Annotated in this window: 13 protein-coding genes and 1 tRNA gene; 5 read left to right on the forward strand and 9 right to left on the reverse strand. The window is 58.5% G+C overall.

The features are described 5' to 3' along the window. Nucleotides 1-70: 70 nt before the first annotated feature. Nucleotides 71-210: transfer RNA gene (locus tag F3S47_RS00005), tRNA-Thr, on the reverse strand. A gap of 104 nt (nucleotides 211-314) precedes the next feature. On the opposite strand from F3S47_RS00005, the gene F3S47_RS00010 reads away from it, so the two are divergent. The 4 genes from F3S47_RS00010 (at nucleotide 315) to F3S47_RS19695 (ending at nucleotide 3,445) form a co-directional block, all read left to right on the forward strand. After that, the gene (locus F3S47_RS00010; protein WP_150443176.1) at nucleotides 315-1,562 is read left to right on the forward strand and encodes a tyrosine-type recombinase/integrase; all 1,248 of its coding nucleotides are present in this window, start codon (nucleotides 315-317) and stop codon (nucleotides 1,560-1,562) included. Next, nucleotides 1,559-2,131, forward strand: coding sequence for a hypothetical protein (locus F3S47_RS00015; protein WP_150443177.1), 573 nt, complete (start codon nucleotides 1,559-1,561; stop codon nucleotides 2,129-2,131). Before F3S47_RS00010 ends, F3S47_RS00015 begins: the two co-directional genes overlap by 4 nt. A 340-nt stretch (nucleotides 2,132-2,471) precedes the next feature. Further along, the gene (locus F3S47_RS00025; RefSeq protein ID WP_150443179.1) at nucleotides 2,472-2,705 is read left to right on the forward strand and encodes a hypothetical protein; all 234 of its coding nucleotides are present in this window, start codon (nucleotides 2,472-2,474) and stop codon (nucleotides 2,703-2,705) included. 368 nt (nucleotides 2,706-3,073) lie between these two features. Next, nucleotides 3,074-3,445: a type IV toxin-antitoxin system AbiEi family antitoxin domain-containing protein gene (locus F3S47_RS19695; RefSeq protein ID WP_396279575.1), complete on the forward strand. Its 372-nt coding sequence runs from the start codon at nucleotides 3,074-3,076 to the stop codon at nucleotides 3,443-3,445. A 427-nt stretch (nucleotides 3,446-3,872) separates the two neighbouring features. On the opposite strand, the gene F3S47_RS00030 is transcribed toward F3S47_RS19695, so the two are convergent. Continuing rightward, on the reverse strand, nucleotides 3,873-4,340 hold the full coding sequence (locus tag F3S47_RS00030; protein ID WP_150443180.1) for a very short patch repair endonuclease: 468 nt from the start codon (nucleotides 4,338-4,340) through the stop codon (nucleotides 3,873-3,875). 67 nt (nucleotides 4,341-4,407) lie between these two features. On the opposite strand from F3S47_RS00030, the gene F3S47_RS00035 reads away from it, so the two are divergent. Beyond that, the gene (locus F3S47_RS00035) at nucleotides 4,408-5,940 is read left to right on the forward strand and encodes a DNA cytosine methyltransferase (protein ID WP_150443181.1); all 1,533 of its coding nucleotides are present in this window, start codon (nucleotides 4,408-4,410) and stop codon (nucleotides 5,938-5,940) included. 24 nt (nucleotides 5,941-5,964) lie between these two features. Here the strand turns inward: F3S47_RS00035 and F3S47_RS00040 are convergent, their stop codons facing one another. The 7 genes from F3S47_RS00040 to F3S47_RS19245 all read right to left on the reverse strand — a co-directional run bounded on the left by F3S47_RS00040 (nucleotide 5,965) and on the right by F3S47_RS19245 (nucleotide 16,758). Then, entirely contained in the window at nucleotides 5,965-6,783 is an 819-nt protein-coding gene (locus F3S47_RS00040; RefSeq protein ID WP_150443182.1) for a hypothetical protein, read from the reverse strand. A gap of 247 nt (nucleotides 6,784-7,030) precedes the next feature. Further along, a complete protein-coding gene (locus F3S47_RS00045) occupies nucleotides 7,031-8,860 on the reverse strand; it encodes an AIPR family protein (protein WP_150443183.1) in 1,830 nt (609 codons plus the stop codon). A gap of 1 nt (nucleotide 8,861) precedes the next feature. After that, nucleotides 8,862-9,866 carry a PD-(D/E)XK motif protein gene (locus F3S47_RS00050; protein WP_150443184.1) on the reverse strand — a complete coding sequence of 335 codons (1,005 nt, stop codon included), beginning with the start codon at nucleotides 9,864-9,866 and terminating at the stop codon, nucleotides 8,862-8,864. Further along, a complete protein-coding gene (locus F3S47_RS00055) occupies nucleotides 9,850-12,717 on the reverse strand; it encodes a Z1 domain-containing protein (protein WP_150443185.1) in 2,868 nt (955 codons plus the stop codon). The genes F3S47_RS00050 and F3S47_RS00055 overlap by 17 nt, the downstream gene beginning before the upstream one ends. Then, entirely contained in the window at nucleotides 12,714-14,216 is a 1,503-nt protein-coding gene (locus F3S47_RS00060) for an ATP-binding protein (protein WP_150443186.1), read from the reverse strand. Before F3S47_RS00060 ends, F3S47_RS00055 begins: the two co-directional genes overlap by 4 nt. Next, entirely contained in the window at nucleotides 14,213-16,597 is a 2,385-nt protein-coding gene (locus F3S47_RS00065) for a sigma-70 family RNA polymerase sigma factor (RefSeq protein WP_150443187.1), read from the reverse strand. Before F3S47_RS00065 ends, F3S47_RS00060 begins: the two co-directional genes overlap by 4 nt. Continuing rightward, the gene (locus F3S47_RS19245; protein WP_191090031.1) at nucleotides 16,594-16,758 is read right to left on the reverse strand and encodes a hypothetical protein; all 165 of its coding nucleotides are present in this window, start codon (nucleotides 16,756-16,758) and stop codon (nucleotides 16,594-16,596) included. Before F3S47_RS19245 ends, F3S47_RS00065 begins: the two co-directional genes overlap by 4 nt.

The raw sequence follows: 16,758 nt of genomic DNA on the forward strand, positions 1-16,758 counted from the left end.
GCTTCTCGACAACCCGCAGGACGAGCGCCTCAAGCGCTTCCTCAGGCGTGTCGGCTAGCGGTGCGTGGCGTGGTGCCCCCAGAGAGACTCGAACTCCCGACCCACTGATTACAAATCAGTTGCCCGCGTGATCTGTTGATTTTGCGCGTTAGGCATTGTTTCGCACCTAAGCGCTTACCCATCTTGCTTTTCTCTGCCGTTCTGGCCCATCAATGGCTCTCGTGGGATAACGCTGAAAAACATTCATCTGTTACCCCTCTGTTACCCCGTGCGACCGACTGATTGCGGCGCCGGACCAATTGTTGGGGGTGTGAATGGCGTCGAAGAGGTTCACCGCGAAGGGTGTGGAACACATGAAGCCGGACCCGGATAAGCGGCGAGAGGTTCCCGACCCTGCGCTTCCTGGGCTCTATCTCATCATTCAGCCGAGTGGCGCAAAAAGCTGGGCCCTGAGGTATCGGCATTCCGGCAAGCCGAAAAAGATGACGCTCGGCCGATGGCCCGTCATGGGGCTGGACTATGCTCGCACCGCGGCGACCGAGGCGCTCCAGCGGCTCGAGGATGGCACCGATCCGAACAACGCAGGGCAGGCCGAGAAACGGGCGATAGCGGCGGCGTCGGAGACCTTCGCTAAGGTTGTTGAGGACTACAGCGCTAGACACCTCGCGAAGTTGAAAAGCGGCGCGCATGTCACGCGAGAACTACAGCGGCACGCGGTGGCGCGATTTGGCCATCGACAACTAGGCGAGATCACTCGGCGGGACGTGCTCGACCTTCTGGAAGAGATCGCCGCGACGGGCAAGCTCACAACCGCCAACCGGCAAAGGGCTTATCTGGGAAGGCTCTTCGCTTGGGCGCTCGAGCGCGACATGATCGAGTCGTCTCCCGTAGCCGGCACGAAGCCAGTTGCACGGGAAAGGCCGCGCGAGCGCGTCCTGAGCCATGATGAAGTGCGGTGGTTCTGGCGGGCTTGCGAGCGTATCGGCCCACCCTTCGGGCCGATGGCGCGGCTGCTCCTGCTTACCGGCCAACGGCTGGGTGAGGTAGTCGGAATGACCAAGGGCGAATTGCGCAGCGACCTCTGGCACCTTCCCGCCGAAAGGACGAAGAACCGCCGGGCCCACGAAGTGCCACTGTCGCCGGCCGCGCTCGAGGTTCTGGCCGAGGCGCCACGGATCGCCAACGCGTCCGGGCTGGTATTCTCGACTACCGGCGTAACGCCGTTATCAGGTTACAGCCGCGCTCGAGATCGGATCGCGGTAGAAATGGAGCGACTCGCCGCGTCTGAGGTGGGCGAGCCAGTAGAGATTTTGCACTGGTCTTTCCACGACTTGCGGCGCACGGCGGCGACCGGCATGGCGCGGCTGGGCATCCCGGTGCGCACGACCGAGGCGGTGTTGAACCATGTGAGTGGCACGGGCGGCGGCATCGTCGGTGTATATCAAAGACACGATTTCGCCGTGGAGAAGCGCCGTGCCCTCGAAGCGTGGGCCGGGCTAGTGGCGGAGATTGTCGAGGGCGGCGGCGCCGCGAAAGTGGTCGGGTTGGAGGTGAAGCAATGAAGCGGAACCAGCGACAGACTATCTTGGAAGCGATCTCAGGTGACGGGGCTCGCCACTTTGCCGGACTGGTTGAAAAGGTGGAACGTGTTCGATGGGCCGAGAAACGCCTTGGCCTAAGATACGCCACCAATGATGGCGAGGCGAGAATCAGCGCTGCGGAGGCCGGAAACCTTGAGCCGTTGCGCCTTGCGCTGATCGATATTAGTTCGCCCCTCTCGGTTAGAGAGCGCTGGGCCATCTCTTACTTTCTTGAAGACACACGGAGGAGCGCGGGCCGCCCGGTCAACGTCAAAGCAGACTTAGACTCCGTGCGGTTGGTCTGTTGGTTCGAATTGGCCGAAGGCAAATCGCGCGAGCTCGCCGTCGAAGACGCGGCCAAGATCCTCCGTCTTTCCGTTCGCGGCCTCAGAGATCGGCTAAGGCGGTTCGAACGTAAACATGCCCAAGCGACGGAAATGATTCGCTGGCTTTGCGTAGCCGCTTGGCTGCATCCGGAACACGCCGAGACGATCAGGCGGCTCGCGCTTGGTGGCCGCCTCAGCCAAGAAATTAAGGCACTCGGCAAGTAACACCGAATTATTGCCGAAAACATCTTTGGCTTTTCGTTGGCCGTCGTGAGAATTGGTTTGCCGTCCCAACAGTGGAGACGGCAATGCCCGATGACCGACCCCACCACGCCTGCAAGCTTCTAACCGCTGATCAAGTCCGGCATCTGTTCGGCGGGGTCAGCGATATGAGCTTGTGGCGCTGGACCCAGGATTCAACTCTGGGTTTCCCCCAAGCAATCTATATTCAGCGGAGGCGGTACTGGCGCGAGGCCGACGTGCTGTCCTTCATAGAGCGCCGCGCTATGGCCAGCGCCGCCGAGGGCGAACGGCAAGCCGGGGGCGCGCCGTGAACTGTCCCCGCATGTCCCTTGAGGCCCGTGACTTCCTGAGCGTGTTCCGTGATCTGCGCGGCCATCACGCGAAGCCCACCGAGCTGACCGAATGTTCTGTCGTGACGCCGGTGGAGCTGCACGGCGCCGCGCGCGAACTGACAAATGCAGACCTCCTGCGCATCGAGTGGCGGAATGCCCCGAACACCGGGCAGCCTGGGCCGTTTCGGTGGCATCTTATCTCGAAAGAAATCACACGAAGTTAAAGGGTTAGACCCCGGCGCGGGTAAGCGGCCGGGGCCTCAGCAGTCGTCTTTCACGGGTTAGGCGGGGCTTCTGAGGTAGAGCGATACCGTGGAACGGCGCACATCGCACGGGCAGCTATTCCGCCACTGGCGGTCTCCCCACGCCCGAAGCGCCCACTGCCACCCTCTGGCGGTGAAAATCGGGGAGCGGACCAAGCCGAGGGAAAGGCAGGTCTGACCTAAGCGGCGGCCCGGCTCCGGTGAGCAGGCAAGATCGCGGCAGTCAGGGCGGGAGGCGGGGTTTCATCCCCTGCCCAGTAACCCGCTTTCTGACCGTCACAACGACCACTCACCAGTGAGCAGGTCAAGCGAGTAAGCACGAGGTCATTGTGACAAATACGGCTACCGAGATTGTTACAGCGCTGGAGAATGGGCCTTCGACTGCTCGGGAGCTGTCACATCGGCTGCACAGGATTGGCTACGCGAACCTGCGCCAGGCCCTGTCTAGGCTGGCGAAGTCCGGCATAGTGATCAAGCTGGGTCGCGGCCTCTACGCTCTGCCCTCGAGCGTAACACCGCCGGCCTGTTCTGCGTTCGTACCACAACCGAATGAGCGGCTGTCCAAACCGACCAAGAAAAGCGCAAACGAGGCATGGGTTGCCGACTGGCGCAGCCGAGTACAACAAGCGTTCGAGGACTACGAAGCTCTTGACCATCTGGGCAACCCGGAGGCGTTCGCACATCCGAAGCCGGATCGATAAACACATACTTTCGACATTAACGAGCGGATCAAGCGACGCCGTATAGGTCACTCACGAAGCTTTCACGCGGAACGCTATTTGCGCTTTTCCGTGCTCTTGGCGGGCCTATCACGCGCGCAGGCTGACCGTTGGTTCGGCGAGGGCGAGCTAGCCGGCGGTGGTCTGAGTTGCCCTTGTATTTTATTGCTAGGGCAATTCGGTCCGGCAACTGCTCCAGCTTCAAATTCCATCGAGCTGCCGGCCAATTTTGTCTGGCGGATCTAAGAGAGCATCTCTGCAAACGCTCAAGTGATTGATAAACCAAACAGGGCAAGCGCCAAGACGTCCGGAGACGCATGGCGGCGACAAGTGCTAAGAACTGAACGCATATCCCTCCGAGTATCGGAAGATACCCATTCGACGACCGCTCGAAGTCTGCGATCAAAGTTTACGGATTGGTGGAGCCGTCCTTGTCGCCGATCTGGAGTTGAAGCTCGTTCGACCTCAGCCACGCTGAAAGGAGGTCGGCAGTGGCCATTACCTGATCCGGTTTCCGGAGAGTGCACTCCCATACAGTGGCTAAGCGCCAACAGTCTTCCAGAAGCTTCTCGCGGACCGCTTCGTCCCGAGCGACATTGGCCTGAAATTTCTTCCGCCAGAACTCTTCGCGGGTCGATGGGGTCGTAGCGAAGCGGCAGCCCTCGTGGCGATGCCAGAAGCAGCCATGTACGAAGACAGCGGCGCGATACTTCGGCAGAACAAGGTCCGGTCGCCCGTAAACTTTCTTGGAATGGAGCCGGAAGCGGAAACCGCGCGCGTGCAACGCCCGCCTAAGCGCAAGCTCAGGCTTCGTGTTTTTTCCCCGGATCCTCGACATCATTCGGGAGCGGGTCTGCTGATCCACGATATCTGTCACATGCGTCCTGGTTTTTGTCCCTTAACCGAGTATACACCGATTGAATGAAGTTCGTCAGGAGCCTGATTTGCCTTCGACTTTCGGCATCGTTGATCTCTTCGCCGGCCCCGGCGGACTTGGCGAAGGGTTTGCGTCCCTTGTCGAGGATGCCCATGCGCCATTTCGGATCGGCATCTCGGTCGAGAAGGAGGCATCGGCGCAGCGGACCCTCATGCTGCGCGCGTTTCTGCGCGAGTATCGGTCGCGTCATGGCAGCTTGCCGAAACAGTTCATCGATTTCCATGCGGGAGATGCTGCTGAACCGGACTGGTCGGACATCGACGCTTCTGCTTGGGGATTGGCTGTCGAGGAGGCCCGCGGTCTCGAGCTCGGCACCGAGACCGCAGCAACAGCGATCGATGCCACCATCGAAAAACTGAAGTCGGCATACGACGATACGATACTAATCGGCGGCCCGCCGTGTCAGGCCTACTCCCTCGTGGGTCGGGCTCGGTCGAGGGGCAAGGTTGGCTATGTGCCGGAGGAGGATGAAAGGCACTACCTGTTTCGGGAGTACATCAGGGTGCTCGAGCGGCTCCGGCCGGCAGCCTTCGTGATGGAAAATGTTAAGGGTATGCTTTCCTCGACGGTCGAGAGCCGTCTCGTGTTTGAGATGCTGATGGACGATCTTTCATCGCTCGGGACCGGCCATGGCCATAAGTACGAACTGCGGGCCATCCGAGTCGACGATGGGAAGGCCAGCCTGAAGGAGGCTGCGCGACCTTCTGACTTCATCGTGCGGGCCGAGGACTTCGGAGTTCCGCAGCGGCGTCACCGGGTGATTATCGTGGGGATCAGGTCTGATCTGGCTCGAAAGGCGGCGGATGTCGATATAGCCGTTTCGAGGCCATCTCGAACTGTCGACGACGTCATTGGCTCGGTGCCTTCATTGCGTAGCGGCATAAGCCGCGCGCCAGACAGCGCAGTTGAATGGCACGATACAGTTGTTGATGCTGCGCGCCTGCTGACACGAATTCATGCCGGGAAGGATAATGAACCGCTCCGCGAGGCATTCAATTCGGTAGCACGGCGCATGGCGACGGAGGCTCCGAGACGTCGGACTGAAACGCGACTACCTGAGACCTACGGCAATTCGGACGACGAACTTCTAAATTGGCTGGAGCGTGGTGAACTCCGGGCAATCGCACAGCACGAGACGCGGGGACATATGGCGGCTGATCTGCGCCGCTACCTCTTCGCCTCCGTTTTTGGGGCCGTACGCGGCTACAGCCCGAAATCCGCCGATTTTCCGCTCGTACTAAGCCCGGATCATCGCAACTGGCACAGTGGCGCATTCAATGACCGGTTCCGGGTCCAGCTGGCCGATGAGGCTTCAACCACTGTGACGAGTCACATTTCGAAGGATGGCCATTACTTCATCCATCCCGATCCTCTGCAGTGTCGCAGCCTGACGTTGCGTGAAGCGGCAAGACTTCAGACATTCCCTGATGACTACCTTTTTATGGGCAACCGGACCCAGCAGTACGTCCAGGTAGGAAACGCTGTGCCGCCATTCCTGGCACGTCAGATCGCGGAACTGCTGCTGTCTTGTCTAGGTTAGCTCTGATTAATTGGCATGCATGAGTTAGTCTGCGATTGCATGCCGGAGGTTGGTCACGTGTGTTGTCAGTTCTGGCAAGGCAGAACAACGCTCAAGGAGATAATTCAAGGCATTACTTTCTGATCGATCAAGCTTCACGTTGCCTTCTCCAATCCTTGCCAGCGCGCGACATGACTTGGGTGATAACCAGTTGCGGCCTGCCGCAATCTTGCGGATCTCAAGGGCCGAGAAACCGATCGCCTCCTGCGTAGGCCGTGTTGCTTCGACAGGCAGCTTTGCTCTCTGCGCCTCAAGTTCGCTGGCGACGTTGGCCGCGGTAGAACCGTCGGTTTCGACCACGCTCTCCTCCCAAGCCGGCTCGGGTCTATCTTTGGGCATCTGAGCCATGGCCAGAAATTTTCTAAGTTCTTGGGAGTCACCTCGATGGAGAGCCAAGGTGTCGGCGACGTTCAGAACATGCTCGATTGCAGCTCTCTCACGCTTCGAGAGCCTTCCGGAGTGCGTCGAAGCCTTGCTCAGAGCTGACGCTGCAGCACGCCAGCGCCTTTTCAACGCAAAGGTTTGCAGTCGCTCAAAGGCAACCTTAGCGCTAGTTTCGTTTGCATCGGCTCCTTTCGAATGTCCTCCCTCAGAGGAATTCCCCGAAATACTCTGAACAGCGAATTTCGCAGGCGGATCGAAGTCGAATTCCTCAAGGCTCCAATCTGCTTCTGCGTGGTCCCAGCGGACCCTGTCTATCTCTTGGAATACTCCTCGCGCCGCCTCCGTCGTATTGGCCTTAAAGTAACTCTCTGCCGTTGCCTCCGCTTCGAAATCGAGGTTTGGGAGAAACTCCGGAACCACTTCGTTTTCCGACTCTCTGCTCCGCACCTTGGTACGCTGAGGTGTTTGTTGAGCATCAGTAGCTTGCGAGAGGGGCGTAGACCCTTTTCTCCTACCCGTCTCACTAGATAGAAGAGTTTCTTCGCGTGTGATCAGCTGTTCCGCGTCGTTTTCCGATCCGAAGGCAAATCGATGAACCACGGATCTTAATTTGCGAAGCAAGATCAGTTCTCCACTTGGCATTAGCGACTAACGGTCGTTTCTCGCTTCATCCTGAGGCATGCTCTATGTGCCTTGTTTCTCGCAACTCTTGAATGGAACCGTGTGGCGCGGGGAATTGAGCAGATCGCATTTTCGTCCAAGTGTCTGCTCGTTTCGCCACCTCCGAAATCTGCTGGCCTGGAGCAATCCTATTGAACTCATCGTTAACTATTACTGCCCACTCCCACAGAAGATTCCGCAGACCAACGGAAATCCCTTGCCGCAGCCATATTTGCTCGAGATCGAGCCGATCACCAAGTCGGTCCGCGACTATCGACACGACATACGTAGCAATATTTATCCACCCTTGGCGGAATGTCTCCTTGGCTTCCTTAGTCTTGATCATACTTTCGATTGCCTTGAACAGAATCACCTTGGCGATCATCCTACGATACCAGCGGACATCGAGCGGACTGGGCACAATGGTCGGATCGTCGTCGATAGCAGCCATGAAGGCCGCAAAGTTCTTTTCACCCGCCATTGCGACTTGGTTTGGCTTGCAACGCCATGCTTCATGGTACTTGGCGATGTCATTCTTGGTCAGCTTCCGTTTCGGCGGTATGATCTCCTTCAGATTTCGTCTCTTTGCTGGTGTGCTGCCTTCTCTCAGCAGCATGACGTTGTAGGCGCCAGCTGCACGCTCGTAGAACCATCTCGTCGCGCCGTCGGGGCACCATGTTTCGTTCGCGAGTTTCTCAAGTTCTCGATGAAACGGGCGGTTCGCCGACAGGTCGGACATCTTCACTGCGTTCTGACTGTTCGCATATCTGGAGACGTTGCTGATCAATCTTTCCCTAGCTTCGTCCTCGGAACCCTTGAGGATAATGATCTTCGCGGGAACCATAACGTGGCTGAGATCGATGGTGCGATCGTCGCGGGACGAGAAGTAGATAGTCGAGGTCGTCTGGCCGCCGTTGACGATCTGCAGCCCCTTCAGGAAGGACAAGCCCAGATTGCCGTCGTCAGTCCGCTCGAAGGCCGCTTGGTCGCAGACCAGCACGAGGCCATTGTTGAAGGCGAGAAAGTGCTCAGGCTCCTTTCGCAGCGTTTCGATGATGCCTTTATTGACTGCACGCTTGTTTCCCAGAAAGGTACGGATGTTGGCCTCTAGCAGAGTCGTGCCAAAGCGAAGATAGAGATCTCGGATGAGCTGTCCTGGAATTGCGGTAAGGGCGTATTCGTAATCTGCATCAGGGTCTGGCACGTGTACGCAGGGTAGTGCCCGACCGATCGATTGTACGAAACTCACGGCCAATTCGTCTCGCGGCTTGCCCTCGGTGTGACGGAACAGCCTCTCAATATCCATGGCCTCGACGTGCACCATTTTCTGATGAACTTCTTTGTTCGAGAACCGTTTGGTCTTGGTCTTGCCATCGGTAATAACGAAGACACGAAGACGATCTATGTCGCCCCAGCGAGATCGAATGGTTGCGACGAGGTCCCGGACCGGATGTACCGGATCGATCTTTGCGTCGAGTTTCCCGCTTGCCGCCCTAAAGAGAAATCGAATGCCCTCGCTTGCGGTCCCAGCGGCGTCTGAGTCCCTGAGATCGGACAGTTCTTCGGTTCCGAAATAGTGGGTCACGAACAGATCGAGAGCCGTTTCATCGGAGCTTAGCGCGTAGCCTGTGATGCGAAGCCTTGCGTTGCCGACCTTGCCGCTCCAGTGGCAGACCGTAGGTGCCTGGCAGATACCGGTTTCTGCGACATGCTCCATCACCATTTCAGCAAAGACGAGCTCATCCGAAGGAAATGGGCCTTCGCCAGCCTCCACACGCTCAGCAATGACTGTCTGCAGGTCGGAACGAAAGTTTCGGTGGAATTCTTCGAGGTTCATGTCATTCCAATCCAAATTCATTTAACAGCTCCGGAACCCCAATAGATGGGACTTCTAGGGCATCGAGGTCGAGTACATAGGCGGCGGAACGGATAGCGGCTGGCAGGGAGGCACGGATGAGGCGTGGCATGTCACCGTCCGAGCTGAATATCCTTGCATCCTTAATTGCCAGGGTTCGGCTGTAGAGCTGTGCATGCTCTTCGAGGTATCCCATCACCATGAGCAATGCCTCGAAGCCGCGCTGAACTCCAGCCAGTCGAAACCTCTCGCGGAGTTCGGACACGAGATCGACAAGCGAGATCCCGTCCGTATCTTCCTCAAAGCGGTAGGCGCAAAGGAAGATGGGAGCCCTATCGCAATCCAGTTGCTCAATGCTGTTGATCCGCGCCAGGAAGCTGCCGGTCCGGACAGTGCTCTTCACCTCTATCGCGCCACCCCGGACGTGGAAGTCCTGTGCAGTCCGCAACGGTCCCTGCCAGCAGTCGAGAGCACCTGCTCCGAGTGAGGTGTCCGTGAGCAGGCTGAGCATCCAGAGTTCGCCGAGCAGGCCGATCTGCGCATCGGACGAAAGAGGGCGGTGCGTTCGGGACATGAAAGCCTGCCACTCCTTGACCCGTTCGAGGAAGGTCCCCATGACATCGCGGCCCCGACTGTTGGCCGCTGTCTCCAGAGTTCTCAAGACATCAACGGCCATGATGGCGAAGATGTCGGGAGAGCCCTCTGACCGCCTGACGAGAGCAATCGCCGTCTTACCTACGAATACGGACTGACCCTCGATGCGGGAGACGTCGAAGCCCTTGCCTTCAGGAAGCCTTGCCGGGTTCACTGGCCACGATCCAGGAAAGGAGACGATCAAAGCCTCCCGTCCGAGGGGGAAGTGACACCCCGCCTCGACCGAGACGGCGCCCATCTTGGTGAGATGCACAAATCGCCAGTCTTCCGCCGCTTCCTGTCTTGCGAGCGCTCGCCAGGCGCGCGCTATCCCGTCTTCAGTCCACCCAGTCATTGAGTCCTCCCCAAAGTACGCTGTTGGCGATGTACCTCGAGTTGGAGACCCTTCTCTCGGAAGTACTTGACGGAAAACTGATTGCCCAAGCGACAACGGGATCGGCATTCTTCAGTTCATTGACCCCCGAACCCTCGGGATCGAGCAGATAGAGCATGAGCAAGCCGCGTTCGCGGCGAGGCGGAATGCCCGCTTCGGCGACGCCTTCTCCGAGTACATGACGGATTTGTGGGCCTCTCGGTTCGGACGGAGGCTCCTTGCCTTCGTTTCGATCCGTGTCGTTACGCCAGGTTTTCTGACTGAGATCGAGCGCAGCCTTCCATTCCGCCTCGGTCAAATCGATGGCCTGATCGCGAGGCGAGATCAGGGTCTTGATCGAGTATCGATCCGCATGTTCAGTCGTGCGTTTGCGCTGGAGCATGTTGACCGAACAACCACCTACCGTGCGAGGCTTGTCATCCGGGCCGCTGTCCTTCCCGATCAGTGCGACTGTCCAGTTTGTTAGCTCACGATCCTTTTTCATCTCCTCGATGAAGTCCGCGATCAGGGGACTCATGATCCGGAAGCTGGCGGGGTGGGTCCTGTATTCCCTCAGGAACGAGATGACGCTAAGAGCTGGTACATCTCGCCAGAGGTGACCGTTCCACTTCTGACCTTGTGGAAGGAAATGCTGATCGTTCAGATCCGTCGACGGACCAAGTGCGTCGATGAACCGATCTGTAGCTTCGAAGTTCGCCGTGACGTCCTCCTTGCGGTTGGGAAAGACGATCGTCTGCAGAAGGTCGCCCGAATAGGTCAGCTGCATCGCGCGAGCGTTTCTCATCTTGGCCCGAGAGGTGACCGTCAGCACCGAATGCGATTTCACCCGCAGACCGAACTGTTTTGGTGTGGCGCCGGCCGCGACCATGTTGTCGAACTCTTGGCGCAACTCTTCTGCGGCATCGGCGATGTGGCCGAACCACTCCACCATTTCCTGCGATGTGTAGAGGCGACAGACATCGAGGTAGCCGTCACGATAGCCGAACCATCGCCCCATTTGCATAAGAGTGTCATACATGCGCGCGGTTCGAAGGAAGTAGCTTGTGCAAAGACCTTCGAGCGTCAGGCCACGCGCCAGCTTATCGCCGCCAACGGCAATCACCTTGAGACCAGTGCCATCGTTTTCGGCGTAGTCGAGCGCATCCTTGGCAGTGCCATTGATCTCGCGAACGCGAATGTCGGACAGTACGTCGGGCAGGACGACACGAATTTCCGCCCAAGAGAAGTCCTCGAGAGTCTCACCTTCGACGAGGGAGGAACGGATACTCATCATTCCTGGTAGAAAGACCTCTTGATACTCAGTGCACATGGACGCTTCGAGGTCCGCCAGCGCGATGCCGCGGGTGTAGCGGCCTTTCAGATCGCGCACGTAATCTGCGACCTGGTTGACGACAGCGTTCTGTACCGAGGTGAAGCGGGTCACGTGAATGAGCATCGAGGAGTGTTTGCTGCCCTGTCCGCGCAGCTTTCTCACGGCACAGGCATAAACGAAGGAGCGGATCGCCTCTGCGAGCGAGTCCGGCACACGATCCTCTCCCTGCCATCGCGGCCGGTAGCCGTTCTTGTGTCGTGGCGGAATCCACGGCTGAAACTCTTCGTCCGACAGCGGGCGCACTAGGGGCAGGTCTTCCGCCGTGCTTGAAGACGAACCAAAGACGCGACCTGGCCCGATATAATTCGATGGCGCCGCAAGGCTGGTGATGAAGGCTGCCGGGAATAGATCTGGTCCGTGTTCCTGCGTCTCGCCGCGGTCATGAATGAAAATGTTCGCGAAGGGCGTCGCCGTGTAACCGACATAGGCCTTCCGAGAGAAATGAAGGAGGACAGAGCGAATTAACCTATTGATCGTCTTGGGTTCATGTTCGAGATCCGGATTGCCGAATTCGTCCACCACATCCTCACCAGTGTCGACCGATCCGTGGTCCGACTCGTCGTCGATCACCAGCAGCGGCAGATTAGTGACGAGCTTCTGACCAGTTTCAGGGTCGACGTGATTGGCCACACGGTTGCGGATCCAGTAAAGGAGCCGGTCAAGCACCGTCTTGTTCTTCTTGACCACAAATAACCACGGCCGCTGTTCTGGGCTGATGTTCATCTTCGCGGCGACGGCTGTATTGAAGTCGCCCTTGTCGCTCCGATTTGTGGCGGCGTTGGGACGGACTGACATGTCCGAGTCGATCAGTCCTACGCCTACTGCTGGGAGCTCCTCAGCATCCGCGATCGTAGCAAAACCGAGAAACCCCTCGTCCAGGCGGATCTGGGTCTGTGCTCTCAGGTTGTTGTGGAGGCCAGCCAGCACGATGATGATCTTGTAGCCGGCGTCAGCGGCCTTGCAGATCAGTCCGGTATAGTTGCCTGTCTTGCCCGACTGAACGTGGCCCACGACCAGTCCGCGACGATCCCAAGCGCCTTCCCGAGACGGGTCCTCGAGCTGTGAAAGAACCTCGTCAGTAGCGTCATCGAGGGCATCGAGGGCCGCCCAAGGGATGCGCGCTTCCATGTACTCAGAGTAACGCTGCCAATAGGTCCAGCCCTTCTTCCTTTCCGCATCAAGCCAAGCGACATGGTCCTTGCCGCTCGAAAGGGTGGCGTTCGCGCCCACGGTGCGGCTTGAACGGCGGATCAGTTCATCGACGAGCGCGTCCCGATCAACAAGGGTGAAATCGTCCTCCATCATGATCGACAACTTGGTCAACTCATTCTCGATCATTTCTGGCGTGACGGGGCTTTGAGCACGTTCCGCAGCGAGGCGGAGCATGTTCTGAGCCATTGAAAGGATTGAATCGAAGGCTTTCTGGTTTGAAATCGTCATTCCGTTTCTTCCGCTTCAAGCGCTGCAACTAGATCGAGGTGCCGATCGAATGGGGGCGAACGGCCAAGCCGCTCGCGCGCCTCGGTCGGGCTAAGCCCGCGGAATTTGACCAGTGCTTCAAAGATCGAGGACAGGGTTTCCCTGACTTCGTTGTCCGCCGCTCCGGCGAAACCGGTTCTCGGCGTCTCTTTGTCTTCCGCTGTATCCAACCAGATGCGCTGCACGGGAACTGTCTCTTCGATCAGCCGCAAGAGAGCGAGGATGTCGGCTTTGAGTGGACCGGCGCGATCTAGGATCGAGGCAACAAGGTCATGGTCACGAGCGATCCGGTATGACGTGCCTTGTGCCGAGCGCCTCGTTTGCCAAGCTTCGGCAATTGCGCTCGAACGCGTACCTGAGGACGGGGTGACGTGGCCCCGATGGGCGAAGACGCGCCGCGCCGTTTCGCGTGTTTCTGTTGCGAGACGGTGGAGCTGGGATCGAAGGCGTACCGGGGGGCTGGCTGTCGATTTTAGGACATTGATCTTCCAATCGGCATCCGCACTGTTCGGTATATCGAGCCGAATACGGGCGAGTCTGTGTGCTTCATCGCGGGGCCATGGCTTGCCGCCATCGCCTAGGCCAAGCCAGCCACCTGCGAGAAGTAGACGCCTGTTGCGGTAGACATAAAAGCCCTCCTGCTGGGTCCATCCTCCGGGCCCCGCCGCAGTTTCTTGTTCGGCAGGCTTGAGCATGTCGCGGTGCGGAAGGACATGGCATTGCACAGTCACACCGGTGGTGTGGAGGATCCGATACTCGGGGCTTTCGAGCGCCTTGCCGGGATGACCAAGGAGGTACGGGTCCCAAGGCTTCAATCCTCGGCCATTGAGAGCCAAGCGTAGCTTGGGCTGTTGGCCATCGAGGAGCCGATGAAAGGTCATCGAAAGATGCGAATCCACGCGATCCGCGAGCTCGATCATGTCGGTGGCCGCGAAGCCATCGGTTACTATACGGTCCAGCTTTTCCCAGAGAACAACTGTGCCGTGATCCATTTGGTCCAGCGGCCCGAGCAGATGCTCTGATCCCAGCGCTGGACCCTCGAAGAGCGGCCATTCGGCGCCGGGTTCCTGACCGATGAGATCGAGGTCCCAGCGCAAGCAGACGACCTGACCACCTTCCTTCCGACTAGCGACGGTCAGGCGACGAGCCTGAGAGAAGCTGGCCGTCTTCAGGCCCAGCCCGAAGCGCCCAAGGTCAGTGGCTGCTCGTTCAGCCCTCGGATCGCGAGCGCCAAGGCGCATGCCGGCCTCCAGAGCCGCGTCATCCATGCCGTCGCCGTCATCGACGATTCTTACCCAGCTATCTGAGCCGGCCCACTCAAGATGAACGGCGATATCGCGTGCATTTGCCGCGATGGAATTGTCGATCAGATCGGCGAGTGCGGTGGGAGGCGCGTACCCAAGCCCACGTAAAGATTCGAGCATCGAACCGGCATGCGGGGGAGCATTTCTCACAGTCATTGGCATTGCTCCCGGTCGGAGTCTGCTAGACCGAGACGGTTCAGCTTGCCAATCACTGCATTCCGGCTGGTTCCGCCCAGTTCCTGGACAATTTCACTTGCGCTCATACCGGCTGCCCAGAGTTCTCTGAGACGATCAACCCGACTTTCGGACCACGACATAAGTGATTGACGTTTCTTTCTAGGTTCCACGGAGCTTTGCTTCTTTCGCGTGGTCGAAGGCGAAGCTTTTGACCTGCGGCTACTGTCGTAACCCAAGAACTCTTCGAGCCGACGCTTGCGGCTGGGATTGCAAAGTTTTTCAAGGCCCTTCGCTTCTATCTGACGAATGCGCTCGCGGGTCACGCCGTAGATCTGTCCGATTTCTTCGAGTGTCATGTCAGAAGCGCGTCCGATTCCAAATCGCATCCGGATGACATCAGCCTGACGCTCAGGCAGTTCAGCCAGTGCATCTGCTACAATCTTTTCTGTTTCTTCTTGGTCGAAGACCTCAACTTCTGAAGGCTCGGGCAGCAGTTTGTCCCAGTCATCAAGGCTTGCGGGATATTCGGCTTCACGAGGGATGCCGCGGAACAGTCTGACCTCGTCGATGGTCCACTCCAGCGCTTCGGAAAGTTCGTGGTCGGAGACGGCGCCACCGATCCGAATGTCCAGCCTCTCTAAGGCGCGATCAAGCCTATTAATCTTCTCGTTCCGATGCACTGGGATGCGAATGGCCGCGCCTTCATCGGCGCGCCATCGCTGGATGGCCTGTCGCATCCAGTAGGTGGCATAACTGAGGAAACGATAACCACGCTCGGGATCAAACCGCCTTGTGGAGCGCTGCAGACCCATGAATGAGACTTGGAACACGTCCTCTGGATGCTCGCCGTCCTCCACGTTACGAGAGGCAAAGCGCCGGACGTATGGCAGATGCTCGCGAATAAGGTGCTCGGTAGCAGTTTCGGAGATCAAAATTTCGGCTTCCAGCTGACTAGCTTCGGCTTGGCACGCCGGGATCCGCTGCAGTCTGCGGACCAACTCTTTGTAAAATGCCAAGGTGAGATCCAATGCCTCGAGCGCCGCGAGCGCTTCTCTTCGTCGTTTGCCGTCCATCACCCGGCCATCGGCGTGCCACGACCTCAGGGCGTCCGCCGCAGCCAGTACTTCGGACGTCTCTCTATTGCCCGGGCGCGAAGGAATGATGGTTCGCAGTGAGACTGAGTCGGGGTCTCGCGAACCGTCCCGGACGCGGTCCATTTCATCAAGGATCATTTCAACCCCAGTCTCGGAGGCCAAGATAGCGAGATGGAGTTCCTGCTTAGCCCGCATCATTGACTCAAGCAGCTGCAGCTCGTCTGACTTGTCCATGAGGAAACGCTGTGTGCCGGGCAAATGCGTCCGACGAGTAAGTGTCGTCACTACCGCGTCAACGAGGTCATCGCACGAAATGTCCGAAACGGCGCCCCAAAAATCCGCACCATGCCCCGGCATCTGATCGAAGTTGAAGCCTGCTGCCTCTAGATTGCGCTGGAGATTGGTGCGTAGTTCCACAAGATCACCATTCCCTTCGCAATGGGCGACAAGGCTGTCGATATCATCTAGGGAGCAATGTCCTTTGGACAGAATGTCCTGTGCCCAGCTGAAGCAGAGGTCCGGGTCGATCGATACCCGCGTACCGATCTGGATGACTGCTCGTTTGACCGATTGTCGGCCGCGGTTGCGGACCTGCAAGAAATCATTCTCTTCACCCTGATCGGTGGCCGCAGCTCCGGTGGTGCCGATGCCCTCGCCGGCGATCGGTGCGGGGGAAAGGTCGAGTCCCCATTCGCCTTCCTCGCAATCCGAAACCAACGGAGACGGAGTGACAAGCGCTACAAATGTCCCTGATGCCGTGTCGCTCGGATGTTGATCGAAGTATTCCTTCGGCTCTGCCTCAGCCTCGAAATTCAGCAGGTCATCGAGTTCATCAGTCGTGTCGGCTGGTTCCGCCACCGAGTCCACGCTGAAGCGGTGTTCTCGAACTGCGTCGGATCCGGCAGCGACAGCCTCGACATCAGATGTAGCCGCGCCTTCGTTGACCCACTCCGCTCCTGTCTCCGCCAACTTGCCGACAAGCGAAGCGAGAAGCTTCGCGGCGAGACCGTGACCTTCGGCAAATGCCACATCCGCAGGTGTCTGTCGGTCGTGGTTCAGTGTGCTTGGGTCGGCACCCGACCGAATGAAGAGATCGCAAACGGCCAAGTTTCCCATGCGCGCGGCAAGGTGGAGTGGTGTATCTCCCTTCGGGTCGGTAGCCTGAAGGCGAGAAGATGCGGCAAACTCGCCAAGCTTTTCGAGTTGCCCTTCGGCGATCAAACGGATCTCAAACGGGCCAAGAACATGGCTTTCCAGTTCGCTCATGTCGCGTTGCGACTGCCAAGGAACCCGTCGGCGAACAAGCTTAGCTGCACGAAGGAGCGGCTTGGATCGGGCTCGAGGAGCTTGACCGAGCCGCGGACATTGGTCCGCGCGGTCTTGTTGTAGGCCAAGTTGTCGGGAGTGAGACCGATATCGCGGTTCAT

Source organism: Histidinibacterium aquaticum (genome assembly GCF_008710275.1).
Lineage (GTDB): Bacteria > Pseudomonadota > Alphaproteobacteria > Rhodobacterales > Rhodobacteraceae > Oceanicola > Oceanicola aquaticus.